This is a genomic window from Rhizobium sp. 22-785-1 (assembly GCF_053521965.1).
Genome location: NZ_JBNWDI010000001.1, coordinates 325,430 through 350,891, shown reverse-complemented (window position 1 = coordinate 350,891; position 25,462 = coordinate 325,430). Strand labels below are relative to the sequence as shown.

24 protein-coding genes are annotated in these 25,462 nt (G+C 57.1%); 18 read left to right on the top strand and 6 right to left on the bottom strand.

Annotated elements, in window-relative coordinates; genetic code table 11:
- Positions 1–4: 4 nt before the first annotated feature.
- Positions 5–403: a GFA family protein gene (locus ACQZ5M_RS01655; protein WP_449078948.1), complete on the top strand. Its 399-nt coding sequence runs from the start codon at positions 5–7 to the stop codon at positions 401–403.
- Positions 404–550: 147 nt separating this feature from the next.
- Here ACQZ5M_RS01655 and lexA read toward each other — a convergent pair whose 3' ends face one another.
- A complete protein-coding gene (lexA, locus tag ACQZ5M_RS01650; RefSeq protein WP_296078147.1) occupies positions 551–1,276 on the bottom strand; it encodes a transcriptional repressor LexA in 726 nt (241 codons plus the stop codon).
- Between the two features lie 481 nt (positions 1,277–1,757).
- Here lexA and kdsA point away from each other — a divergent pair, with 481 nt between their 5' ends.
- Both kdsA and eno read left to right on the top strand, forming a co-directional pair.
- Positions 1,758–2,606: a 3-deoxy-8-phosphooctulonate synthase gene (kdsA, locus tag ACQZ5M_RS01645; protein WP_449078947.1), complete on the top strand. Its 849-nt coding sequence runs from the start codon at positions 1,758–1,760 to the stop codon at positions 2,604–2,606.
- A gap of 216 nt (positions 2,607–2,822) precedes the next feature.
- Complete coding sequence (gene eno / locus ACQZ5M_RS01640) at positions 2,823–4,097, top strand: phosphopyruvate hydratase (RefSeq protein WP_296078148.1); 1,275 nt, start codon at positions 2,823–2,825, stop codon at positions 4,095–4,097.
- Between the two features lie 131 nt (positions 4,098–4,228).
- Here the strand turns inward: eno and ACQZ5M_RS01635 are convergent, their stop codons facing one another.
- From ACQZ5M_RS01635 to ACQZ5M_RS01620, 4 genes are read right to left on the bottom strand one after another with little or no spacing between them, the layout of a single operon-like run.
- Positions 4,229–4,648 (bottom strand): HIT family protein, encoded by a 420-nt coding sequence (locus tag ACQZ5M_RS01635; protein WP_296078150.1) that lies wholly within the window; start codon positions 4,646–4,648, stop codon positions 4,229–4,231.
- A 21-nt stretch (positions 4,649–4,669) separates the two neighbouring features.
- Positions 4,670–5,860 (bottom strand): GNAT family N-acetyltransferase, encoded by a 1,191-nt coding sequence (locus ACQZ5M_RS01630; protein WP_449078946.1) that lies wholly within the window; start codon positions 5,858–5,860, stop codon positions 4,670–4,672.
- Positions 5,857–6,600 carry a glycerophosphodiester phosphodiesterase gene (locus tag ACQZ5M_RS01625; protein ID WP_296037295.1) on the bottom strand — a complete coding sequence of 248 codons (744 nt, stop codon included), beginning with the start codon at positions 6,598–6,600 and terminating at the stop codon, positions 5,857–5,859. The genes ACQZ5M_RS01630 and ACQZ5M_RS01625 overlap by 4 nt, the downstream gene beginning before the upstream one ends.
- Complete coding sequence (locus ACQZ5M_RS01620; protein WP_296037291.1) at positions 6,597–7,067, bottom strand: RidA family protein; 471 nt, start codon at positions 7,065–7,067, stop codon at positions 6,597–6,599. The genes ACQZ5M_RS01625 and ACQZ5M_RS01620 overlap by 4 nt, the downstream gene beginning before the upstream one ends.
- Before the next feature lie 118 nt (positions 7,068–7,185).
- Between ACQZ5M_RS01620 and ACQZ5M_RS01615 the strand changes: the two genes are divergently transcribed.
- The 15 genes from ACQZ5M_RS01615 (at position 7,186) to ACQZ5M_RS01545 (ending at position 22,068) form a co-directional block, all read left to right on the top strand.
- Positions 7,186–8,025, top strand: coding sequence for a cell envelope integrity EipB family protein (locus ACQZ5M_RS01615; RefSeq protein WP_296018439.1), 840 nt, complete (start codon positions 7,186–7,188; stop codon positions 8,023–8,025).
- 190 nt (positions 8,026–8,215) lie between these two features.
- Positions 8,216–8,983 (top strand): 30S ribosomal protein S2, encoded by a 768-nt coding sequence (gene rpsB / locus ACQZ5M_RS01610; protein WP_296018441.1) that lies wholly within the window; start codon positions 8,216–8,218, stop codon positions 8,981–8,983.
- 268 nt (positions 8,984–9,251) lie between these two features.
- Positions 9,252–10,178 carry a translation elongation factor Ts gene (tsf, locus tag ACQZ5M_RS01605; protein WP_296018442.1) on the top strand — a complete coding sequence of 309 codons (927 nt, stop codon included), beginning with the start codon at positions 9,252–9,254 and terminating at the stop codon, positions 10,176–10,178.
- 198 nt (positions 10,179–10,376) lie between these two features.
- On the top strand, positions 10,377–11,099 hold the full coding sequence (gene pyrH / locus ACQZ5M_RS01600) for a UMP kinase (RefSeq protein ID WP_296018445.1): 723 nt from the start codon (positions 10,377–10,379) through the stop codon (positions 11,097–11,099).
- Between the two features lie 70 nt (positions 11,100–11,169).
- A complete protein-coding gene (frr, locus tag ACQZ5M_RS01595; RefSeq protein ID WP_296018447.1) occupies positions 11,170–11,727 on the top strand; it encodes a ribosome recycling factor in 558 nt (185 codons plus the stop codon).
- Between the two features lie 77 nt (positions 11,728–11,804).
- Complete coding sequence (locus ACQZ5M_RS01590) at positions 11,805–12,548, top strand: isoprenyl transferase (protein ID WP_296018448.1); 744 nt, start codon at positions 11,805–11,807, stop codon at positions 12,546–12,548.
- Positions 12,548–13,381, top strand: a complete 834-nt coding sequence (locus tag ACQZ5M_RS01585) for a phosphatidate cytidylyltransferase (RefSeq protein WP_296018456.1) — start codon at positions 12,548–12,550, stop codon at positions 13,379–13,381. Before ACQZ5M_RS01590 ends, ACQZ5M_RS01585 begins: the two co-directional genes overlap by 1 nt.
- Positions 13,382–13,442: 61 nt before the next feature.
- Complete coding sequence (rseP, locus tag ACQZ5M_RS01580; RefSeq protein ID WP_296078156.1) at positions 13,443–14,564, top strand: RIP metalloprotease RseP; 1,122 nt, start codon at positions 13,443–13,445, stop codon at positions 14,562–14,564.
- A 199-nt stretch (positions 14,565–14,763) separates the two neighbouring features.
- Complete coding sequence (gene bamA, locus ACQZ5M_RS01575; protein WP_449078945.1) at positions 14,764–17,088, top strand: outer membrane protein assembly factor BamA; 2,325 nt, start codon at positions 14,764–14,766, stop codon at positions 17,086–17,088.
- A 49-nt stretch (positions 17,089–17,137) separates the two neighbouring features.
- Entirely contained in the window at positions 17,138–18,199 is a 1,062-nt protein-coding gene (lpxD, locus tag ACQZ5M_RS01570; RefSeq protein ID WP_296078159.1) for a UDP-3-O-(3-hydroxymyristoyl)glucosamine N-acyltransferase, read from the top strand.
- Positions 18,192–18,659 (top strand): 3-hydroxyacyl-ACP dehydratase FabZ, encoded by a 468-nt coding sequence (gene fabZ / locus ACQZ5M_RS01565; protein WP_296018466.1) that lies wholly within the window; start codon positions 18,192–18,194, stop codon positions 18,657–18,659. The genes lpxD and fabZ overlap by 8 nt, the downstream gene beginning before the upstream one ends.
- Positions 18,656–19,468, top strand: coding sequence for an acyl-ACP--UDP-N-acetylglucosamine O-acyltransferase (gene lpxA, locus ACQZ5M_RS01560; RefSeq protein WP_296037276.1), 813 nt, complete (start codon positions 18,656–18,658; stop codon positions 19,466–19,468). Before fabZ ends, lpxA begins: the two co-directional genes overlap by 4 nt.
- Entirely contained in the window at positions 19,431–20,339 is a 909-nt protein-coding gene (locus ACQZ5M_RS01555) for an LpxI family protein (RefSeq protein ID WP_296078162.1), read from the top strand. Before lpxA ends, ACQZ5M_RS01555 begins: the two co-directional genes overlap by 38 nt.
- A complete protein-coding gene (lpxB, locus tag ACQZ5M_RS01550; RefSeq protein ID WP_449078944.1) occupies positions 20,336–21,526 on the top strand; it encodes a lipid-A-disaccharide synthase in 1,191 nt (396 codons plus the stop codon). The genes ACQZ5M_RS01555 and lpxB overlap by 4 nt, the downstream gene beginning before the upstream one ends.
- A gap of 221 nt (positions 21,527–21,747) precedes the next feature.
- Entirely contained in the window at positions 21,748–22,068 is a 321-nt protein-coding gene (locus tag ACQZ5M_RS01545) for a hypothetical protein (RefSeq protein ID WP_296078167.1), read from the top strand.
- Positions 22,069–22,374: 306 nt separating this feature from the next.
- Here the strand turns inward: ACQZ5M_RS01545 and ACQZ5M_RS01540 are convergent, their stop codons facing one another.
- Positions 22,375–25,305: an Rne/Rng family ribonuclease gene (locus ACQZ5M_RS01540; RefSeq protein ID WP_449078943.1), complete on the bottom strand. Its 2,931-nt coding sequence runs from the start codon at positions 25,303–25,305 to the stop codon at positions 22,375–22,377.
- Positions 25,306–25,462 lie beyond the last annotated feature (157 nt).

Genomic DNA, 25,462 nt, shown 5'->3' with positions numbered 1-25,462 from the left:
TAACATGGTGGTGAGGTCTGCCGGCTGTGCCTGCGGCAAGGTAAGGCTATCTCTCGTCGGTCAGCCCTATCGTGTCGGGATTTGTCATTGCATGGATTGTCGCAAACATCATGGTGCGCTCTTTCTCGCCTCGGCAATTTTTCCAGAGGATGCCGTAACGATCGATGGAGACACTCGCAGCTACAATGGCCGCTTTTTTTGCCCCGATTGCGGTTCACCGGTTTTTGGCCGGAGCGGCGACGAAGTAGAGGTCAATCTCGGTTCACTCGATGAGCCGGATCAATTTGAGCCGACCTACGAGCTTTGGACAATCCGCCGTGAGGCATGGCTTCCGGATTTCCCCGCATTGCGCCGTTTCGATCGCGATCGGAAATCGACAGGCCGAACCGAAGAAGGGCGATAGACCCGTGCAGTTTCATTGTCCCATCATTGCTTCTGTCTCCGTTGACGCGCGGAATACAAAAAAAGCAGGCGATGACCTGCTTTTTTGGTTTTGTTCTGAGATTACTGCGCTCAACCGGTCCGATGTAGGGGTGCCTTCAGTCACCGGTCAGTGATAACGGCGAATGAGACCCACAAGTTTGCCCTGAATTTTGACCCTGTCGGGCCCAAAGATACGGGTTTCATAGGCCGGGTTCGCGGCCTCCAGGGCTATCGAAGCACCCTTGCGGCGGAACCGTTTCAACGTCGCTTCCTCATCATCCACAAGAGCGACGATGATGTCTCCAGGATTGGCCGTGCTGCCGTTGCGTATGATCACGGTGTCTCCATCGAAGATGCCGGCCTCGATCATGGAGTCACCCTTGACTTCCAATGCGTAATGTTCACCCGTTCCGATCATGTCCACCGGCACGGCAACATCGTGGGTATTGTTCTGAATGGCGGAGATCGGAACACCGGCAGCGATGCGTCCCATCACAGGAACGGTGACCGCGCTTGAAATCGCATCATTTACTGGCTTCGGGGCAGGAGCAGGTTCCGGCGCTTTCGGCTTTCCGAGGCTGCCCTCGATCACGCTTGGGGAGAATCCACGTACGGGCTTCTGCGCGGGTGCGGAATAGGCTTCCGGGAGTTTGATAACCTCCAGCGCTCTTGCCCGGTTCGGCAGACGGCGGATGAAGCCGCGCTCCTCCAAGGCGGTGATCAGACGGTGAATACCGGATTTGGAAGCGAGGTCCAGGGCATCTTTCATCTCATCGAAAGACGGCGGCACGCCGGACTCTTTCATTCGTTCATGAATGAATAGGAGCAGTTCCTGCTGTTTGCGCGTGAGCATGAGAAAACCCTTGGAATGCGTTGCGAAGATTCGCGAAACAAATACAGAACGAACACTATATGTTCCATATGTGTTCTGCAATCCCTTAAAATTCCGCAAACGTTCGGGCTTGCCGTTTTGCTGTCCTGTTTCCGCGCAAATGTGGAAGCTTGCCGCTAGGAATATGACAGCATCCTCCTGAACACGACGATGGCGAGCAGCAGGTTGATCGCTCAGCTTGGTTAGAAGCGCGTCTCGCAGGACGAGTAAGGAGCAGGCCGAAGCCAGCGTGCGAAGAAGGCCTGGAAGGCATCGTAACCGGCCCAACTTTCTCTGGAGGTGAGAACAGCGAGAATGTCTGTCGCATGTTGCTGGCGCAAGGTATCAAGCCTGAAAAGCTGGAAAATTGATTCCGATTTTCGGGCTGATGTTGTAAGGCCTTTGCATGCTCGCAAAGTTGCGGTTGCCGGCGATGTCCGGCGCATGAGTCGTGAGGAATGAGATGACTGTAAAGAACAATTTGAAAGTGGTCGCTGGCGAGGGAAAAGGCGCTGTATCCTTCTCCAACACGGAGCGGTTTTCGCTGATTGCCGGCCCGTGCCAGATGGAAAGCCGCGACCATGCTTTCATGATTGCCGGCACACTTCACGAATTGTGCGCCAAGCTCGGCATCGGGCTGGTTTACAAGTCCTCTTTCGATAAAGCGAACCGTACTTCTCTTTCCGGCAAGCGCGGTATCGGCCTCGACAGGGCCATGGAAATCTTCACCGACCTCAAGAAAGAGTTCGGCTTTCCGGTGCTGACCGATATCCACACGGAAGAGCAGTGCGCCGTTGTAGCGGAGACCGTCGATGTCCTGCAAATCCCGGCGTTTCTCAGCCGTCAGACCGATCTTCTGGTGGCCGCCGCAAAGACCGGACGGGTCATCAACGTGAAAAAGGGGCAGTTTCTGGCGCCCTGGGATATGAAGAACGTCCTTTCAAAACTCAATGAGAGCGGCAATCCCAATGTTCTTCTCTGCGAACGTGGCGCGTCTTTCGGCTACAATACGCTGGTGTCCGACATGCGGTCGCTGCCGATCATGGCCTCGCTTGGTGCGCCCGTGGTTTTCGATGCGACGCATTCCGTGCAGCAGCCAGGAGGGCAGGGCGGTTCCACCGGCGGCCAGCGCGAATTCGTCGAGACATTGTCGCGTGCGGCTGTCGCCGTCGGCATTGCCGGCCTCTTCGTCGAAACTCATGAAGACCCGGACAACGCGCCGTCTGACGGACCGAACATGGTTCATCTGAAGGATATGCCGAAGCTTCTGGAAAAGCTTCTGGCGTTTGATGCCATCGCCAAGGCTGCCTGATTTTGGCCTAATCGATTTTTATAGGTGGGGCGGCGCGTAGGACGACGCGTCGTCATTGTAATTTCTCACGCTTCGTCTACAGCGAAGTGGCAATGACCTTTCACATATTTCAGTATCGCTTAACCGCTATCCGGCTCAAAAACGGCTTCACAGCTTTGCCGATGCGCTCTAAGACAAGCGACTGAAATCCTCTGTTCCAGTCCCAAGGGAGAGACCATGACAGCCATTACCGACATCATCGCACGCGAAATCCTCGACAGCCGTGGCAATCCCACGGTCGAGGTCGATGTGTACCTCGAAGACGGCTCCTTCGGTCGCGCCGCCGTTCCATCTGGCGCATCCACCGGCGCTCACGAGGCTGTCGAGCTGCGCGATGGCGGACAGCGCTATCTCGGAAAAGGCGTTGAAAAGGCTGTCGAAGCCGTCAACACCGAAATCTTCGATGCGCTTGGCGGTTTCGATGCTGAAAGCCAGATCCATGTCGATCAGACACTGATCGCGCTTGACGGCACGCCGAACAAGTCCCGCCTCGGCGCCAACGCCATTCTCGGCGTTTCGCTTGCCGTCGCCAAGGCTGCTGCCGAAACCACTGGCCTGCCGCTTTACCGTTACGTCGGTGGCCCGAATGCCCACCTGCTGCCCGTTCCAATGATGAACATCATCAATGGCGGTGCGCATGCCGACAACCCGATCGACTTCCAGGAATTCATGATCATGCCGGTCGGCGCGGAAAGTATCCGTGACGCAGTGCGTATCGGCGCGGAAATCTTCCACGTTCTCAAAAAGGAACTGGCAGCCCAGGGCCACAACACCAATGTCGGCGACGAAGGCGGCTTTGCGCCAGGCCTGAAGAGCGCGCCGGAAGCGCTGGACTTCATCATGAAGTCGGTTGAAAAGGCCGGTTACAGGCCGGGCGACGACGTCGCGCTTGCTCTCGACTGCGCCTCGACCGAGTTCTTCAAAAACGGCAAGTACGAGATGGAAGGCGAAGGCCGCACGCTCGAGCCGGAAGCCATGGCCGATTACCTCGCAGAACTTGCGGCAAAGTACCCGATCATCTCCATCGAAGACGGCATGGCCGAAGACGACTGGGATGGCTGGAAGTACCTGACCGACAAGATCGGCTCCAAGGTCCAGCTCGTTGGCGATGATCTTTTCGTCACCAACTCTTCGCGCCTGCGCGACGGTATCAAGATGGGCGTTGCCAATTCGATCCTCGTCAAGGTCAACCAGATCGGCTCTCTGACCGAGACGCTTGATGCTGTGGAGACGGCACACAAGGCTGGCTATACCGCGGTCATGTCTCACCGCTCTGGAGAGACGGAAGATTCGACGATTGCCGATCTCGCAGTTGCTACCAACTGCGGTCAGATCAAGACCGGCTCGCTGTCGCGCTCCGACCGTCTGGCCAAGTACAACCAGCTGATCCGCATCGAAGAGATGCTGGGTCCGCAGGCTGCCTATGCCGGTCGTTCGATCCTGCGCGGCTGATTTGAAGCTCCGATGATCTGGAGTGGCTTTCCATAAGCCCGTTAACAGAAAAACCCGCCGATGGACTCGGCGGGTTTTTTCGTGAGCGATGCGGTCTTTCTTCTCGACGATCGGAACGTCGAGATTCGCACTTACATTGCCTGTTTGATCTTCTCGGCGTGAGCCTTCAACATCTCCACATCCGCCATTGCGCCGCTGTGCGGCTTTAATGGCTCGCCGTCCTTGCGCGGGACAACGTGGAAGTGCAAGTGGAAGACGGTCTGGCCAGCGGCCGGCTCGTTGAACTGCGAAATGTAAATGCCATCCGCATCGAAGGCTTCCTTAGCGGCAACCGCGAGCTTCTGGACGACCGGAATCGTCTTCATCAAAACTTCGGGATCGGCGTCCAGAATGTTGCGCGAACCGCTTTTCGGGATCACCAGCAAGTGGCCGGGTGCCTGGGGCATCACGTCCATGAAGGCTAGCGTGTGGTCGTCTTCGTAGACCTTGACGCAAGGGATTTCCCCACGCAGGATTTTTGCGAAGATGTTGTTGTCGTCATAGACGGCCATTGAGCGCTCCCTTACAATTTTCTAGACGTCGTCTTCCTGCCGTTCGCCTTTGCGAAACGGGCTGTGGTCTTCAAGATAGTCGTTGATTTGTTCGACCTCGCTACGCTCACGCTCCAGATAATCGGCAATGGCGTGGCGAAGGCCGGGATGGGCGATGTAGTGGGCGGAGTGGGTGGTGACCGGCGTGTAGCCGCGGGCCAGTTTGTGCTCGCCCTGGGCGCCGGCTTCCACACGCTTCAAGCCTTTGGAAAGCGCGAAGTCGATCGCCTGATGGTAGCAGACTTCAAAATGCAGGAAGGGATGATCTTCAATGCAGCCCCAGTGGCGTCCGTAAAGCGCATCCCCACCGATGAAGTTGATGGCGCCGGCGACGTACCTGCCGTCGCGCTTTGCCATCACCAGCAGGATATCGTCTGCCATCCGCTCGCCGATGAGGGAATAGAAATTGCGGGTGAGGTAAGGCTTGCCCCATTTGCGGCTGCCGGTATCCATGTAGAAGGTGAAGAACTGATCCCAGATATCTTCCGTCAAATCGCTGCCGGTCAGCCAGTCGATTTCGATGCCGTTTTCCAGCGCTGCGCGCCGTTCCTTCTTCAGGCTCTTGCGCTTGCGCGATGACAGGGCATCAAGAAAATCGGCGTGATCTCGGTAGCCTTGATTGATGAAATGAAACTGCTGGTCGGTGCGATGCAGAAAACCTTCATCCTGCAGCGCTTCGATTTCGTCTTCCGGCGCGAAGGTGATATGCGCGGAAGATATTCCGAGTTTCTCTGTCACCTGCCGGAGACCTGATGCGAGGACCTGCTGAAACGCGGCTACGTCCACGCCACTGGTCAGAAGGCGTGGGCCGGTTGCAGGCGTGAAGGGGACGGAGCACTGGAGCTTAGGGTAGTAGCGCCCGCCCGCTCGCTCGAAAGCATCGGCCCAGCCGTGGTCGAAGACATATTCGCCGCGGCTGTGATTCTTCAGATAGCCCGCAACGGCGCCCATCAATTCACCATCGCCGCGCTCCAGCAACAGATGTTGACCGAGCCAACCGGTCTTGGCCGTGGCCGAGCCGGAATCCTCAAGCGAGGCGAGGTAGGCGTGGGAGGTGAATGGATTATAGGGATTGGCGATAGCCGATCTGGATGCTCCGGAAAGCCTGTTCCAGCTTTCCGGAGCAATGTCCTTGAAGGACTGTGCAACGCGAATGGTGTATTCGTCGCTCATGCGGTAGCTGGCCGGTCCTTCACGTCGGGAACGAAACCCTCGAATGTTATCTGATCAGCATAAGTATAGGACTTCTCCAAGGCATTTTCATCCCGTACCGTCCAGGTAATTACCGGTACGCCAAGCTTCCGCTGCGCTTCAATGAAGCTGTTCGGTAGGTGGCCCCAGAAATAGGAGATGAAATCGAGGCCGATCTGCATTGCCTCGTCGTGTTTGAAGAAGTCTTCCGGATCAGCGCCTTCTGCGGTCAGCCCCAAAGGCCAGGGGGAGCCTGCAGTCTTCAAAGCCTTCAGCAGATGGTGGTCGAAGCTCATCAGCGCCACTTGGCCCCGGTAGCCTTCGAGATCATCCAGAACGGCTTCGGCGAAGCCATCATCGACGCCTTCGCCCTCCCGACCTTTCAACTCGATGACAAGCGGCACCTTGCCAGCACACAGCTGTAGTAGCTGCTTCAGCGTCGGTACGCGATCTCTTGTCTGACCGATCGACAACATCCCGAGTTCGGCGGAGGTGCGTTCGCGCACATCGCCCCTGATGCCCGTAAGACGGGTCATCTCATCGTCATGAAAAACGACCGGAACGCTGTCTGCGGCCAGTTGCACATCGCATTCGATGGCATAACCGCCCTCGATGGCTCGGGAGAAGGCTGAAAGCGTGTTCTCCCAGACTTGCTTGTTCAGATCGTGGTAGCCGCGATGGGCGACGGGCTGCGCCGTCAACCAGGACAGTTTCAGTGTCATACGTCGATTTCCACGATGGCGTCGATTTCGACGGCGGCATTGAAAGGAAGCGATGCCATTCCGACCGCTGCGCGCGCGTGCTTGCCTGCGTCACCCAGAACATTGGCGATCAGGTTAGACGCGCCGTTGATGACGAGGTGCTGTTCCGTGAACTCCGGGACGGAGGCAACGAATCCGTTCAGCTTCAGCACACGACGGACCTTGGACAGATCGCCGTTCAACGCCGCTTTGACCTGCGCTAGAATATTAACGGCGCAAAGCTCTGCCGCCTTTTGCGCGCTGGCAACATCAACGTCGCGACCGACGTGTCCGGTGACCGCAATCTTGCCGGATTCCATCGGCAATTGGCCAGAAATATAGAGCAGATTGCCGCTGATGGTGAAGGGAACATAGTTGGCGGCAGGGGCTGCTGCGGCGGGAAGAGTGTATCCGAGTTCCTTGAGGCGGGCTTCGATTGCGTCCGACATTTTTTCCGTTTCCGCTTTGGTTGTAAAACTTTCAAAAATCCGGCATTCAGGGCATGATGTCCAAAAGCCGGACGGTTGCTTGTACAGTATGAGCGATGAGTCCAACAGGAGATATTGAATGATCGTCAGGAACCTTGCTCTCGTTCTTGCCGCTGGCGTGGGCCTCATGCCCTGCATCGCAAGTGCCGTGCCTGCCAGCGTTCCCAATCTGATCTCCCACCGCGCCGTCTATGATCTTGAGCTGAAGGACGCGTCCGACCGCTCCGGCATCGAAGGTATGACCGGACGTATGGTCTATGAATTCACCGGCTCGTCCTGCAAGGGCTACAAGACGGATTTTCGTTTTGTCACCCAGATCAATACCGGTGACGCGGTGCGGATGACCGACCAGCAGACGACGACCTACGAGGACGCGGCATCGAAGAAATTCACCTTCGAAACCAAGTCCTTCACCGACGACAAGCTCGACAAGGAAGTTATCGGTTCTGCCGCTGACGTCGAAGGCAAGATGAAAGTCGACCTCTCGAAGCCGGATCCGCGTGAAATCGATCTCGTACCTGGTGAATTCCCTACGGAGCATATGTTCCAGGTCATCGAGAATGCCAAGATGGGCAAGCGTATCTTCGAATCGCGCGTCTTCGACGGTTCCGATGACGGTGATCAAAGCCTGATCACATCCACTCTCGTCGGAAAGCAGCAGACTCCCAAAGACGGCGATGCCGATGCCAGTATGGCGGGAGACTTTGCCAAGGCGCCATTCTGGCCAGTCACGATTGCCTATTATAACGACAAGACGGGAACGGACTCGCTGCCGATCTATCGCATGTCGTTCAAGCTTTACGAGAACGGAATCACCCGAGACCTGACAATGGACTATGGCGACTTCGTCTTGACCGGCAAGCTTGCAAAGCTCGATGTTCTCAAGCCTGAAACCTGCGAAGCGCCACAAGTGCGCTGAAATCTGACGATGCCGGCGTTTTTTCATGCCGGATGCTTGCAATTTGGGTGAGCTCGCTGTATGCGGCTCACCATTCCACACGCGAAGCTTGGGGTGTTCCGGGAGAAATCCGGTTCATTCCGCCCGGTGGTGCCGCTCAAACGGCGCTGTTCGCTTCGCGGGGGTTCAACCGGAAAAGGAGTAACTAGGCATGGCATTGCCCGATTTTTCTATGCGCCAGCTTCTGGAAGCTGGTGTTCACTTCGGCCACCAGACACATCGCTGGAACCCGAAGATGAAGCCGTACATCTTCGGCGATCGTAACAACATCCACATCATCGACCTGGCTCAGACCGTTCCAATGCTGTCGCGCGCGCTTCAGGTCGTTTCCGACACCGTTGCTCGTGGTGGCCGCGTTCTGTTCGTCGGCACGAAGCGTCAGGCTTCCGAAATCATTGCAGACAGCGCAAAGCGCTCCGCTCAGTACTACGTCAACTCGCGTTGGCTCGGCGGCATGATGACCAACTGGAAGACGATTTCGAACTCGATCCAGCGTCTTCGCAAGGTCGACGAAATCCTCAACTCGGAAGCTTCTGGCTACTCCAAGAAGGAGCGTCTGAACCTCGAGCGCGAGCGCGAAAAACTTGAAAAGGCTCTCGGCGGTATCCGCGATATGGGTGGCGTTCCGGACCTGATGTTCATCGTCGATACCAACAAGGAAAAGATCGCGATCGAAGAAGCCAAGCGTCTTGGCATTCCGGTTGTCGCCATCATCGACTCCAACTGCGATCCGGACCACATCGACTTCCCGATCCCCGGCAACGACGACGCTTCGCGCGCCATTTCGCTTTACTGCGATTTGATCGCCCGCGCTGCCATCGACGGTATCGCACGTCAGCAGGGCGCTTCCGGCCGCGACATCGGCGCTGCTGAAGAAGCTCCGATCGAGCCTGCTCTCGAAGACGAAGCCAACGCCTGATATTGGCCTTCGGCGGCGCTCACCGCGCCGCCTTCTCATCAGGATAAGACAAGGCCGTTCTGGACTGCACGTTCGACGGCCTTGTTCGTTTCAAGCCGCAGCACACCGTTGACCGAGCAATTGGCCCAAACGGGAACAGCGGCTGGTTTCACAAGTTTCGTGGCGGCTGTTTCATCAGCTTGTCACAGTTCCGGGTACATTCGTTCCCACAATCCGATTTCGGCCTGGCAAGACTGCCGTGACCGACCGAACCGACAAGAGGCACACAATGAGCGAAATCACCGCCGCAATGGTAAAGGAACTGCGCGAAAAGTCTGGCGCAGGCATGATGGATTGCAAGAAGGCCCTGGCTGAAACCAATGGCGACATGGAAGCGGCAATCGACTGGCTGCGCGCCAAGGGTATTGCAAAGGCTGACAAGAAGTCTGGCCGTACCGCTGCTGAAGGCCTCATCGGTATTGCGTCTGCCGGCCACAAGGCTGTCGTCGTCGAAATCAACTCCGAAACCGACTTCGTTGCTCGCAACGACGCCTTCCAGGACATCGTTCGTGGCGTTGCTTCTGTCGCTCTGACGACCGATGGCTCCGTCGATGCGATCGCTGCCGCCACCTATCCTGCGACCGGCAAGTCTGTTTCCGACACGATCAAGGACGCTATCGCCACAATCGGCGAAAACATGGCTCTTCGCCGCGCAGCTCTGCTCGAAGTCGAGCACGGCGTTGTTGCGACCTACGTTCACAACGCTGCTGGCGACGGCATTGGCAAGCTCGGCGTTCTGGTTGCTCTGAAGTCTGAGGGCGACAAGGCTGTTCTGACCTCGATCGGTCGTCAGGTTGCCATGCACGTTGCTGCAACCAACCCGCTCGCGATCCGCGCTGAAGAAGTCGACGCAGCTGTTGCTGAGCGCGAACGCAACGTCTTCATCGAACAGGCTCGTGAATCGGGCAAGCCGGAAGCCATCATCGAAAAGATGGTCGATGGTCGCATGCGCAAGTTCTTCGAAGAAGTTGCTCTTCTGTCTCAGGCTTTCGTTATCAACCCCGACCTCACGGTTGAGGCTGCTATCAAAGAAGCCGAAAAGGAAGCCGGCGCCAAGATCGAAGTTGTGGGCATGGCTCGCCTGCTTCTCGGCGAAGGCATCGAGAAGGAAGAAAGCGATTTCGCTGCAGAAGTTGCGGCCGTCGCAAAGGGCTGATCCCTTTACCCAAATATTGGAAAACTCCGGGGCATCGCGTGACAACGCGGTGCCCTTCGTGTATCGGCGTTCCGGTTATCGTTCGGTTTGCCCGCAAAATCTTTACAGATGTTCTTGCGATGTCGAACCAAGTATGTTTCGCCTGCCATTGCCGCTAAGCCGCTCCTGGCTTTTGCGTTGCCTGCTAAAGGAGTCATGATGTCTTCCAAGCCGCTCTATAAACGTGTTCTTCTCAAGGCATCCGGCGAAGCCCTCATGGGCGACCAAGGCTTCGGCATCGATGTCGCCGTCGCGGATCGTATCGCGTCTGATATCGCCGAAGCGCGGGCCATGGGCGTTGAGGTCGGGGTCGTTGTTGGCGGCGGAAACATCTTCCGCGGCGTGGCCGTTGCCTCCAAGGGTGGCGACCGCGTGACCGGTGACCACATGGGCATGCTGGCAACCGTGATCAATGCTCTGGCGCTCGCCACGTCCCTTCGCAAGCTCAACATCGACACCGTCGTTCTTTCCGCTATCGCCATGCCGGAGATCTGCGAAAGCTTCTCGCAGCGTGCTGCGATCCATCATCTGTCGCAGGGCAGGGTGGTGATTTTTGCCGGCGGCACCGGCAATCCGTTCTTCACCACTGATTCTGCCGCAGCTCTACGCGCTGCGGAAATGGGAGCAGAGGCAATCTTCAAGGGCACGCAGGTCGACGGCATCTACTCAGCCGATCCCAAGAAAGACCCTACAGCAACGCGTTTCGATGAACTCACCCACTCGGAAGTGCTGGCAAAGGGCCTTGCGGTGATGGATGTAGCGGCTGTTGCGCTGGCGCGGGAAAATCACATTCCTATCATCGTGTTCTCTATCCACGAAAAGGGTGGTTTTGCGCAAATATTGACGGGCGGCGGTCTCAAGACCATCGTTCACGACGCATAATTGCCGGACGCTTTATTGCGCCGGTAAAGATAATGGGCCGCCAAGGCCAGAACGAAAATGGAGTATGAAGATGAGTGGTGTTGACCTCAATGACATCAAGCGCCGCATGGACGGTGCCATCAACGCGTTCAAGAACGATATCGCGTCGCTCAGAACCGGACGCGCTTCCGCCAACATTCTCGATCCCGTCACGGTCGATGCCTATGGTTCCCGCGTTCCGCTCTCCCAGGTGGCCAATATCACCGTGCCGGAGCCGCGCATGCTTGGCGTCAATATCTGGGACAAGTCTATGGTCGGCGCGGTCGACCGCGCCATTCGCGAGTCCAATCTTGGGCTCAACCCGATTGTCGACGGCCAGAATCTGCGTATTCCTCTTCCAGAGCTCAACGAAGAGCGTCGCAAGTCGCTCGTGAAAGTTGCGCACGACTATGCCGAGAAGGCCAAGGTCGCCATCCGCCACGTTCGCCGCGATGGTATGGACGGTCTCAAAAAGGCCGAAAAGGATGGAGACATCGGGCAGGACGAAAGCCGTGCCAAATCCGACAAGGTTCAGAAAATGACGGACGACACGATTTCTGAAATTGATCGCTTGCTTGCGGAGAAGGAAAAGGAAATCATGCAGGTATAATCGGTTTAACCGATCACTGCCTCTGTCATGGCATAGACTTGCTGTCTTGAACTCCGCACACCCTGAAATGGATTGAGATGTCGGAAATCGCACCTTCACCGTTACCTGAGCACGTCGCTATCATCATGGATGGTAACGGTCGCTGGGCCAAGCAGCGTGGCTTGCCACGCATCATGGGCCACAGACGGGGCGTCGATGCCGTGCGCGAAACGGTGAGGGCGGCTGGCCAGTGCGGCTTGAAGTATCTGACGCTCTTCGCCTTCTCCTCGGAAAACTGGCGCCGGCCACAATCTGAGGTTTCCGACCTTCTTGGATTGCTGAAGGCTTTCATTCGTCGCGACCTTGCGGAGTTGCACGAGGAAAATGTTCGGGTACGTATCATCGGTGACAGAGCAGGACTGAAGGCCGATGTCCGAGCCCTGCTTGAAGAGGCGGAGCAGACGACACGCGATAATACGGCGCTGACACTGATCATTGCCTTTAACTACGGTTCGCGTAACGAGATTGCCCGCGCTGCCGCGTCGCTTGCGCTGGATGTTGCAGAAGGCCGGCTCGACGCTTCCGCGATCACGCCAGAGGCGATTTCCGCTCGGCTTGATACGGCAGGTATTCCCGATCCAGACCTTATCATCCGAACCAGCGGCGAGGAGCGGCTGTCAAACTTCCTGTTGTGGCAAGCCGCTTACTCTGAGTTTCTCTTCATTCCGGACTACTGGCCTGATTTCAATCGCCAGACACTGATGGCTGCGATCGATCAGTACATGACGCGCGATCGTCGCTTCGGTGGCCTCTCCACTCAAATTGCGATGGCGGGCGCCTGATGAGCCGCGAATTGAAGCTGCGGATCATTTCGGGCATCGTGATGGCCGTCGTCATTTTGACGGCGACATGGTATGGCGGGATCATGTTCCGCGCTATCGCCGGACTTCTGTCGCTTCTCATCTTTTATGAGTGGAGCACGATCACCCGACTTTCTGACACCAATCCGACGGGTTATGCCTGGGGCTGGTTCTCTGTCGCGGTGATGAGTGGCAATACGATCTTTGGCGAAAGCTCGCTTGATCTTCCTCTGCTATCCGGCTTTACGATCACTGCTGCTCTGTTTCCGATCCTGCGGGGTCCAAACTGGTGGCTTGTTGGCGGCATCGTCTACTCTTCTCTCAGCGGCATTTCGCTCGCGGCCATTCGTGGCGAGGAATCGACTGGCCTCGTCGGCATGCTTTTCGTCTTCTCGATCGTCTGGGCGACTGACATTCTTGCCTATTTCGTCGGGCGCGCTGTCGGTGGTCCAAAGCTCGCGCCATCGATCTCTCCCGGAAAGACCTGGTCGGGTGCTGCTGGCGGCACGTTTTTTGGCCTGGTTGCGGGCGGCGCTGTAGCGCTGGCCTATCATGGCGCCATCTCGCTGACCGTACTTTCGCTGGCGCTTGCGCTCTCCATCTTCAGCCAGATTGGCGATCTGTTTGAATCCTTCATCAAACGCCGGTTCGGGGTGAAGGATTCCAGTCATCTTATTCCGGGTCATGGCGGTTTCATGGACCGGGTTGACGGTCTTGTTTTCGCCTGCTTTACCGTATTCCTGATTGCGGTGGTTCACGCAGCAGTAACTGGTGATGTGCCAGGATCGGGCGATGGTATCTTGCTCGGTTTCTGATCTGACCAGACGGATGACAAGAGACGCTATATAGGGAATCGGGAATAATATGGACACTGTGATGGCTGCGGTTAATTTTCTAACCGGTTATATGGTGCCATTTATCCTCGTGATCTCGCTGCTGGTCTTCGTCCACGAAATGGGCCATTACCTCGTCGGACGCTGGTGTGGGATTCGCTCGACCGCATTTTCCGTCGGCTTTGGTCCGGAACTGATCGGCTTCACCGACAAGCGTGGGACACGCTGGAAGATCTCGGCTGTGCCACTTGGTGGCTACGTCAAATTCTTCGGCGATGAGGATGTGTCCAGCAAGCCGGACAGCGACGGCCTTTCCGGTCTTACGCTTGAGGAGAGGGCGCAGACGCTCGCCGGTGCGAAGCTCTGGAAGAGGGCTGCGACGGTAGCGGCCGGTCCCATTGCCAATTTCATCCTGGCGATCCTGATCTTTATGATCCTTTTCACGGTCTACGGCCGGATGATTTCCGATCCTGTCGTTTCCGAAGTGCGCCCTGACAGCGCCGCCCAGACGGCAGGCATTCTGCCGGGTGACCGGCTGATCGCAATCGATGGCGAAAAGGTGCAGACGTTTGAAGACGTCCGCCGCTATGTCTCCATCCGTCCGGGCACGCAAATCAATGTCACCGTCGAGAGAGATGGCCGCGATCTGTCGCTGCCTATGGTTCCGACGCGAACGGAAACGACCGACCAGTTTGGTAACAAGATCGAGCTTGGAATTATCGGCATCACCACGGATCAGACGCGGGGCAATTTCCGTCATGTGAGCTACACGCCTGTGGAAGCGCTGGTCGAGGGTGTGCGAGAGACCGGCCACGTCATCACAGGAACCTTCAACTATATCGGCAACCTCGTCACGGGACGGATGAATGCTGATCAGTTGGGCGGGCCGGTGCGTGTTGCGCAGGCCTCCGGGCAGGTTGCTACACTGGGATTCGGAGCGCTGATCCAACTGGCGGCGGTTCTGTCAATTTCCATTGGACTACTCAATCTCATGCCCGTGCCTATTCTGGACGGCGGCCATCTTGTGTTCTATGCGATAGAAGCGGTGCGCGGCAGGCCGGTTGGATCCAGTGCGCAGGAGGTGGCCTTTCGTATCGGGCTGGCGATGATTTTCAGTCTGATGGTTTTTGCCACGTGGAACGATATCAGCAGCTTGATCGGCTAAAGAGCCATTTCGAGCTGTTTTTTTAAGAGGGTGTTTACCTTGTTTTGAAGCCAAAGTGGCGATTGGGTCACGGTGGCTTGCGAAGTAAACAGAAATTAACGGTCGGGCTTGCTTGTAGAGGAAAAGCAGGTAAAACGACGCAGATGGCCGGAGTCGGGTTCCGCCCGCTGAGGGACAACGGGAAAAGGTAAGAATTGAAATGAAGGCTGGTTCAAGATTTTTGAACGCGGTATCGGCGGTTGCGCTGTCTGCTGGTGTTTCTTCGATTGCAGCTATGGGGGTGCTTGCTTCTGCCGGTGTTGCCAATGCAGCTGTAGTCAGCAGGATCGATGTTCGCGGCGCAGAGCGCGCTGGCGCGGATGCTGTTCGCTCCAACATCACGATCGCTCCCGGTCGTAACTTCTCCAATTCCGATATCGATGAATCGGTGAAGCGCCTTTATGCAACGGGCTATTTCTCCAACGTCAGCATGCGTGTCGCAGGCAATGCGCTCGTGGTGACCGTCAGTGAGAACAATCTCGTCAATCAGGTGGTTTTCAACGGCAACCGCAAGATCAAGGACGACAAGCTGCAGGGCATCGTCCAGACGCAGTCTCTCGGACCATACGATCAGACAGTCGTGACGGCGGATATCGCCCGTATCAAGGATGCCTATGCTGCCATCGGTCGCAGCGACGTCCAGGTAACCACGCAGGTCGTTCCTGTTGCCCAGGGTCGCGTCAACCTCGCTTTCCAGATCAATGAAGGCGAGCGCACCAAGATCGCGCGTATCGATTTCGTCGGCAACAATGCCTACAGCGATGGCCGTCTGGCTGCCGTCATCAATACCAAGAAGTCCAACATGCTGTCGTTCCTGACACGCAAGGACGTCTATAATGAAGACAAGCTGCGCGCCGATGAAGAGGCGTTGCGCCAGTTCTATTACAACCGCGGCTACGCCGATTTCCGTGTCGTGTCCTCCAACGCCGTCCTCGATGAGGCGACCAATGAGTACACCATCACCATTACGGTTGATGAGGGTCAGCGCTACAATTTCGGCAATGTCGCAGTTGAATCCACGGTGCCTGGCATTGATGGTTCGCAGCTTCAGGGTCTCGTCGATACGCGCTCCGGCTCCTATTACAGCGCCAAGGAAGTTCAGCAGAGCATGGAAGCCATTTCCAAGCGTGTCGCGGCAGAAGGTTATCCTTTTGCCCGCGTGACGCCGCGTGGCGACCGCGATCTGGCTGGCAACACGATCGGTGTCACCTACATCGTCGATCAGGGCGAGCGCGCCTACGTCGAACGTATCGAAATCCGTGGCAACACGCGTACACGTGACTATGTCATTCGTCGCGAATTCGATATCAGCGAAGGCGATGCGTTCAACCAGACGGTCGTCAGCGCTGCCAAGCGTCGTCTTGAGGCTCTCGGTTACTTCTCCAAGGTCAATATCAGCACCTCTCAGGGTAGCGCTGCCGACCGCGTCGTGATCGTCGTTGATGTCGAAGATCAGCCAACGGGCTCGTTCGGTATCGGTGCAGGTTACTCGCAGAACGACGGTGCTCTTCTGGAAGCGTCCATCGAAGAGAAGAACTTCCTCGGTCGCGGTCAGTATATCCGTGTTGCCGCTGGTGCAGGCCAGGATGATGCGCGCAGCTACACGCTGTCCTTCACCGAGCCTTACTTCCTTGGTTACCGTCTCGCCGCAGGCTTCGACCTGTTCAAGAGCCAGACGAAGAGCGAAGATTATTATAACTATGATGAACAGGGCTTCGCGCTTCGCGTCACCGCGCCTATCACCGAAGAGCTCAGCACCACGTTCAAGTACACCTACAAGCAGATCAATTATGACGGTAAAGGCGATTATCAGACCAATCTCGCTGGTCCGTACGTCGATCTGATCGATCGTAACAATGGTGATTGGACTCAGTCGATCATTTCCAACACGCTGAACTACAACACGCTTGATGACCGTAATATGCCACGCGAAGGCTGGCAGGCTGCGTTGACCAACGAGTTTGCGGGTCTGGGTGGCGATTCCGAATACTACAAGATCTTCGGTAAGGTTCGTTACTACCATACCCTTTCCGATGAGTACGATATCATCGGCTCTCTCACGGGTCAGGCAGGTCATGTCGTTCCGACGGGCGACAATCTCTACGTCTTCGATCAGTTCAAGATCGGCGGACGTGTGATCCGTGGCTTCAAGAATGACGGCATCGGTCCGCGTATTGGTTCGGATGCGATTGGCGGTACGACATATTTCGCAGCTTCGGCTGAAGTGACTGCACCAATGCCGCTCGTTCCGGAAGATGTCGGTCTGCGCCTTGCTGGCTTCGTCGATGCCGGTACGCTCTACGGCAGCAAGGTCTCGAATGCAGCCGGCGTCCAGGATGACAGCTCCATCCGTGCGTCTGCGGGTATCGGCATCATGTGGGCTTCGCCGTTCGGTCCGCTGCGCGTCGACTATGCAGTTCCGATTGCCAAGGAAAGCTACGACGAGGAACAGCGTTTCCGGTTTGGCATGTCCAACACTTTCTGATATCGGCAGTCCAGAACTGCGAGTTTGAATGTTCTGGAGTTTCCGCGTCATGGAATACAATGCTTTTTTTCCGCCCCACGAAGGCCTGCGATTGCAAGACATCGCAGCCCGTCTTGGGGCGGAACTGTCTGATCAAGCTTTTGCTGACCGTATGGTGCGTTCCATCGCTCCTGTGTCGCGGGCCAAGCAGGACCAGCTCTGCTATATCTTGTCCCGCAGGAACAGGGATGAGTTGCTGACATGCGATGCAGCCGCCGTCATCTGCGACGAGTCGCTTAAGAGCATCGTGCCGGGGCATATTCCGGCTCTTATCTGCAAGAACCCCCATACGATCTTCGCGCAGGCCGGTGAGCTTTTGCATCCGTCGGCGATGCGGCCTTCTGCCGTCGCCGAGGGCACATCTGTATCGGCCTCCGCTCACGTCGATCCGACTGCTAGTCTGGAACCCGGTGTCATCGTCGAGCCTTTTGCGGTTATCGGCGCGCATGTGCAAATTGGTGCGGGCACACGCATCGGGCCCGGCGCCATTATCGGAGCCGAGGTTCAGATCGGTCGTGACTGCACCATTGCCGGCGGTGCCAGTATTCTCTCTGCCCTCCTTGGTAACGGGGTGATCATCCATAATGGTGTGCGGATCGGGCAAGATGGTTTCGGCTATGCCCCCGGACCGCGTGGTATGATCAAGATCGTGCAAATCGGTCGTGTTATTATTCAGGATCACGTCGAGATCGGCGCCAATACGACTGTCGATCGTGGCACGATGGATGATACCGTCATTGGCGAGGGCACCAAAATTGATAACCAGGTTCAGATCGGTCATAACGTCCGGATCGGTCGTCACTGCGGCATCGTCAGCAAGGTCGGCATCGCAGGAAGCACGCGCATTGGCGATGGCGTGATGATTGGCGGTGCGGCCGGTATCAATGGTCACATCACGATTGGCGATGGCGCGCAGATTGCGGCTATGAGCGGGGTTGTGTCCGACGTGCCAGCGGGCGCTAAGGTCGGTGGTACGCCTGCCCGTCCAATCAAACATTTCCTGCGTGACATGGCCGACATTCTCGCCCGCGCAGAAGAACGCGATAGAAAAACAGGAGACAAGAATGTCTGAAGAGACGAAGACGACGCTTGGCGCGGCTGACATCCTTGAAGTGATGAAGCTGCTGCCGCATCGTTATCCCTTTCTGCTGATCGACAAGATCATCGACATTGATGGCGATAATTCTGCGATCGGTATAAAGAACGTTACCGTCAATGAACCGCATTTCACTGGCCATTTTCCTGACCGTCCCATCATGCCAGGTGTTTTGATCGTCGAAGCCATGGCGCAGACGGCTGGCGCGATCTGCGCTCGAAACCAGGACGGCGGAGGCTATCTCGTCTATTTCATGACGATCGACAATGCCCGCTTCCGCAAGCCCGTCGTGCCGGGTGATCGTCTGGAGATCCACGTCGTCAAGCAGCGCCAGCGCGGCAATGTCTGGAAATTCCATTGCGAAGCCAAGGTGGATGGCGCTCTCGTGGCCGAGGCTGATGTCGGTGCGATGATGATCCCAGAGGATCAGCAATGAGTGCGGTTTCGGCTTCTGCCAAAATCCATCCCATGGCGATTGTTGAGGATGGCGCGATCATCGGCGAGAATGTCGAAATCGGGGCATTCGCTCATGTCGGCGCAAAGGTGACTTTGCGCGACGGTGTCAAGCTGTTGAACCACGCTGTCGTGGCAGGTCGCACAGTGGTGGGTGAGGGTACCGTCATCCACCCAATGGCTATTATTGGCGGTCAACCGCAGGCGATCCGCCACGATGGCTCTGAAACGACGCTCGACATCGGCGCGCGTTGCACGATCCGCGAAGGCGTGACGATGAATACCGGCAGTTCGGATGGCGGCGGCAGAACGGTGGTTGGTGACGACAACCTATTTCTTGCCAACTCCCATGTGGCGCACGATTGCATTCTCGGCAACGAGATTATCCTGTCGAACAATGTGATGCTGGCTGGCCATGTGCACATTCAGGACAAGGCTATTCTGGGCGGTGGCTGCGCGGTGCACCAGTTTACCCGCATCGGTCGCCAAGCCTTCATCGGCGGCCTGTCTGCTGTGAGCTATGACGTGATTCCCTATGGTATGTTGAACGGTAATCCGGGGGTATTGAGCGGGCTTAACGTTGTCGGCATGACGCGTGCAGGCATAGAGCGCGCAGATATTCACACTGTTCGCCGCGCCTACAAGCAAATCTTCGAAAGCGAAGGCAACGTACGCGCCAACGCTGCGGCCATCCGCGAAGACTATCTCGATTGCCCACAAGCGCTGGAGATCGTCGACTTTATAGCCGCCGCCAATGACCGGGCGATCTCATCGCCGAACCGCGGCAAGTAACGCGGTGGCTGCGGGCGCCCAGCGTCTGGCGATCATCGCCGGTAGCGGTTCTCTTCCCCTGTATGTGGCGATTGCCGCACGATCTGCGGGAGAGGACCCGCTGATCATCCGCCTGAAGGATGAAGCCGATCTGGACTGGTCACAGTTCGAAAGTGCCTCGATCAGTGTTGGCGATGTCAAAGGGCTGGGTCTCCTCCTGAGCCATCATGGCATCGATCGCGTGGTTCTGTCGGGTGGTGTAGCACGGCGCCCAGAGTGGCGGGAAATTCGCCCGAACCTGAAAATGATCGCCAAAATGCCCTCGATTATCCGCACGCTGTTGTCGGGCGGTGATGACACGGTGCTGCAGATGGTGATCGGCTTGATTGAAGCGCAGGGCGTGCGCGTTATCGGCGCTCACGAGATTGCACCTCGACTTCTTGCGACCACGGGTCCGCTAGGCAAGATCAAGCCGACTGATGATGACCGCAAAGATATCGTGAAAGCCGCACGCGCGGCGCTGGCACTCGGTGTGCTGGATGTTGGCCAGGGTGCTGTTTCTGTCAGTGGACGCATCGTTGCTCTGGAAGGGGTTGAGGGTACCGATGGCATGCTGGAGCGGGTGGCTGATCTTCGTACTGCCGGCCGCATCTCGCAGCGCCGCAAGGGCGTGCTCGTCAAACTCTGCAAGCCGCAGCAGGATATCCGCGCCGATCTCCCCACGATCGGCCCCTCGACCGTCGAGAACGCCTCAAAGGCCGGACTGGCCGGCATAGCCGTAGAGGCGGGCAGGGCCTTCATTCTTGATCGAGAAGCGATGTTGAAAGCTGCTGATGAGGCAGGCCTTTTCGTGTGCGGCATAGATACGGCGCTTGAAGGAGATATGATGTGACAGACGGCGTGCTGAAACTTGCTGTCGTGGCGGGCGAGGTGTCCGGTGATCTCCTCGGTGCTGACCTTGTACGCGCGCTTAAGAAACAGTATCCGGGGCAGGTGGAACTCTTTGGCGTCGGCGGTGAACAGCTGACGGCTGAGGGACTGAGTTCTCTGTTCGACTATTCCGAACTCTCGATCATGGGCTTCACTCAGGTTCTGAAGAAACTGCCGCAACTAATTTCCCGCATCAGGGAAACGGCAAATGCCATTATTGCCAATCGGCCGGACGCGCTGCTAATCATCGACAGCCCCGATTTCACGCATCGCGTCGCCAAGCGCGTGCGAAAAGTGCTGCCAGATCTGCCGGTGGTAAACTATGTTTGTCCGAGTGTGTGGGCTTGGAAAGAGTACCGGGCGAAGGCGATGCTCTCTTATGTCGACCACGTGTTGGCGCTGTTGCCGTTCGAACCGGAGGCGATGCAGCGGCTCGGCGGTCCGGCAACGACTTTCGTCGGCCACCGTTTAAGTGTCGATGCGGATGTGCTGGCGGTGCGTACACAACGGGCTTTGCGTCCTGCGCCTTCTGCTGGTGATAGGCGGACAATCCTTCTCCTGCCGGGCTCTCGCTCGACGGAAACGAGCCGCCTGATGGAGCCATTCGAGCAGGCTGCAAGCGCATTCGTGGAGCGGAATGGGCCAACGCGATTCGTCCTGCCAACTGTGCTGCGACAGGAAAAGAGGATCAGGGACCTTGCGGCCTCTTGGCCGGAGGCTATTCGCCCCGAGATCGACACCGATCTTACGTTCAAGTGGCGCTGCTTTGCTGATGCGGATGCAGCGATTGCGGCCTCCGGCACGGTCATTCTGGAACTCGCGCTGTGCCATGTTCCGGTCGTGTCCGTCTATAAGACCGACTGGATTTTCACGATGCTGAGCAAGCGAGTGAAGACATGGACAGGCGCGTTACCCAATTTGATCGCCGATTACGCCGTTGTGCCCGAATATTTCAACGAGGTCGTCCGCGCCGGCTCGATGCTACGCTGGGCGGAGCGGTTGTCGTCCGACACCATCCAACGCCGCGCCATGCTGGAAGGGTTCGAGCTGGTGCAGGAACGGCTGAGGACAGACCTGCCGCCTGGCGAACGCGGGGCAGCGATACTGCTTGAGACGATTAAAGAAAAGAGCGGCCAGAACGATCACTAAGGCGTGACGGGTGGATGAATTCCTTCCGCATTCAGAATATCGCCCCTCGTTTTTAACCCGCACTCCTCGATCTATTTATTCCAACCGCTCCGATCCGCATGTTGATACATGTGAGGCAAGACAGGCAGTTTGAAGTAAGCTATTTTTCTTTGAATACGAAGCAGCCGATGCTTAATAAGATCGCCTTCAACGAAATCATCGACATCCGATAGCTGGTCATCATGAATTTTTTTCGTAGATTTTTCGGCGGTCTCAAGCAGCAGGCGGAGCGCGGCGTCTATGGCGGAGAGCTGATCTATCAAATAGATATATCACACAACCAAAGTCGCCGGGGTCTCGTTCAGTTAATCAGGTTGCCCAATTTCACCTACACCGGACGGATTCGACTGCACCTCAATGAAGCTTCCTTTATATACGGTATGTCTCTCGTGGAGTTAAAACACCTATCGCAGGAAATAGTGAAAGCGCTCGACGCCGTCGAAAAAGACCGAGCTTTGATGGCTGAAGAAAGAACTGAGGGCAGTTCTTCCAGCACTCGATGAGAAAGTAGCTCGTTCCAAGCTTGCGTTATTGGCAGGCTATCGCATCGACAGCGCCTTTTCGCGCTATTTTGCATCGCGTCGGAACAACGAGCGAAATCAAAAAGTAAGCTCACTGGTTTTCTACGTGGTCTCGCTTACTAATCTCCGTCCGAAACGAGGCGAGCCTCGATTCTTCACCGCTCAACCTCGATGACATCGGCCTGATCTCGCCTTGGACACCGCAGAATTTTATCGCCATCAAACGAAAAACCCCGAGATTGGCTCTCCAATCTCCGGGTCTCGATTCTACTGCGTGTGCTTCAAGGCTTAGAAAAAGCCTTTACGCTGCCACCAGCCGCCCTTGCGCGGCTTCGGTTCTTCGCCATCGGCGCTGTCGCTCTTACCGGACGAGGTGACAACGGGCTCGGACGAGGAAACGTTATCGCCGCGGTTGGCGCGGGCTGGCTTTGCAGCGTCGTCCGCTTCTTCTCGAGCCGGTTCGACAGCGGGTTCAGCAGCCTTTGGAGAAGGTGATGGCACTGCAGGTGCTTCGGCCGCGGGTGCTTCCTGCGGAGCAGGGGCAGCGTCTGTAACGGCTGTCTGAGCGGCGGGAGCTTCTGCCTCGACCTGCGCCTCGGCAACCGCTTCAGTCTTCTCCTTGGCCTTGCGGGTACGGCGTGGCTTCTTCGGCTTTTCAGCCTCTTCAACCTCAGGCGCTTCGGCTTCGCTCGCCTCGACAGCGGCGGTCGGCTCTACGCCTTCGACAGCAGCAGCAGCTTCACCATCTTCAACGCCGTCATCAGAACCATCCTGATCGCCGTCACCATTTTCGGCATCCAGCAGTTCACCGTTTTCGTCGCGGTTGCGACGACCGCCACGCTTGCCGCGACGACGACGCTTGCGCTTGCCTTCGTCCTGGCCAGCATTGTCGCCTTCGCCACGTGCTTCCGTAGCCTCAGCTTGATCTTCGGAGGCATCGTCGCCATCCTCGTCATCGCCTTCGCCGGATGTGTCGTCATTGGCATCAGCCTGAACGTCGCCGTTCTGGCCGTTGCCCTTTCCACGACGGCGGCGGCGGCGCTTGCGCTTGCGCTTGCCGTCTTCGCCGTTCTCAGCTTGAGGCTGCCGAGGCTCGTTGTTCTGAGCCTTTGCTACGACTTCTTCTTCGTCTTCCTCTTCCTCGGCTTCGATGACGATGTCGTCCTCGTCTTCTTCGAAGGTTGGAAGAGCCTGCAGAAGGCTTTCGATTTTCACTGGGTTTTCGACGGCCTCACCACGGTCGATAGCGAAGTGCTGGGCACCGACGCTGGCATCTGCCGCGATGATGATTGCGACGCCGAAGCGCTCTTCATAATCGACGATCGTTCCACGCTTGTGGTTGAGCAGGTAGAGCGCCGTTTCAGGCGTCGTGCGCACTGTGATGTTGTGGGTCGTGTTGCGCAGCAGGTATTCCTCGACACCACGCAGCACGTGCAGCGCGATGGAGGATTCCGAGCGCACATGGCCCGTGCCGCCGCAATGCGAGCAGATCTGAGTGGTGGATTCGAGCACAGAAGCGCGGATGCGCTGGCGCGACATTTCAAGAAGACCGAAATGCGAGATGCGGCCGACTTGAATGCGAGCGCGATCGTTTTTCAGGCAATCCTTCAGCTTCTTTTCGACAGAGCGATTATTACGCTTCTCTTCCATGTCGATGAAGTCGATGACGACCAGACCGGCAAGGTCGCGAAGGCGAAGCTGACGGGCAACTTCTTCTGCAGCCTCGAGATTGGTTGCGAGTGCCGTTTCTTCGATCGAATGTTCGCGGGTCGAGCGACCGGAGTTCACGTCGATCGAAACCAGGGCTTCGGTCTGATTGATGATCAGATAGCCACCGGATTTCAGCGTGACCTGCGGCTGAAGCATGCGGTCGAGCTGCGCTTCGATTCCGGAGCGCGAGAAGATCGGATGAATGTCGCGGTAGGGCTGAACCACCTTGGCGTGGCTCGGCATCAGCATCTTCATGAAGTCTTTCGCTTCTCGATAGCCTTCCTCACCGGAAACGATGATTTCGCTGATGTCCTTGTTGTAGAGGTCGCGGATCGAACGCTTGATCAGCGAGCCTTCCTCATAGACGAGGCAAGGTGCCGTAGAGCTCAGCGTCAGTGTGCGGACGTTCTCCCACAGTCGCATCAGATATTCGAAGTCGCGCTTGATTTCGACGCGTGTGCGGTTGGCGCCAGCGGTGCGCAGAATAACGCCCATGCCGTTCGGAACCTCAAGATCGCGGGCGATTTCTTTTAGGCGCTTGCGGTCTGCAGGCTGTGTGATCTTGCGCGAAATTCCACCGCCACGTGCCGTGTTTGGCATCAGAACGGAATAACGTCCGGCGAGCGACAGGTAAGTCGTCAGCGCAGCACCCTTGTTGCCGCGTTCTTCCTTGGCAACCTGCACAAGCAGGATCTGGCGGCGCTTGATGACTTCCTGGATACGATATTGCTTGCGCGGCTTGCGCATGGCGCGGTCTGGAACTTCTTCCATCGCGTCTTCAGCGCCGACAGACTCGATGACCTCCTTCTCGTGATGATCGTCGTCGTCATCATCGTCGTCGCCGACGCGTTCGACGTCCTCGGAAATCGTGTCGGTGTCGACCATGGCCGCCATTTCGCCACCCTTGGAGCCGTCCTCGTCGGAGGCTTCTTCGGCCGGCGCTTCGGCAGAAGCCTCTTCGGCGTCAGTCTTCTTCTTCGCGCGAGGACGACGGGTGCGCTTTTTTGGCTTTTCTTCTTCCGCAGGCTGCTCTTCGGCAACCGCTTCTTCCGCAACGGCGACGGTCTCTTCCGCGATTACGACGTCTTCGGACGCCGCAGCTTCTTCGGCCTTTTCCTCAGATGCCGGCACGATGCCAATATCCGGCTGGTCCGCCTTGGAGAGATCGATCGCAGGCTCGTTGGGCGCATCGGCTGGCTCGAAGTCATCGCCGCGGCGATGCTCCTCGGCTTCCGCCTTCAGAAGCGCTTGCCTGTCGGCCAGCGGGATCTGGTAATAGTCGGGGTGGATTTCGGCGAAGGCCAGAAATCCGTGACGATTGCCGCCGTAATCAACGAAAGCTGCCTGAAGCGACGGTTCGACGCGCGTCACTTTTGCCAGATAAATATTGCCGCGTATCTGCTTCTTATGTTCGGACTCGAAATCGAATTCTTCTATGCGATTTCCGCGAACAACGACTACGCGCGTCTCCTCTTCGTGGGAGGCGTCGATAAGCATTTTGTCTGCCATGTAAGCTGTGCTCCTCGGCGCAGCCTTGTCCCATACGAGAACAGGCCTGCCGCAGGGACAGGCCTTTCATATTTTTTCAAGGGTGTGCCGGAAATGAAGTGTCCTGCCCGACGCATGTAAACTGGCAGCATCCGGACAACGTACAGGGCAATTTGCC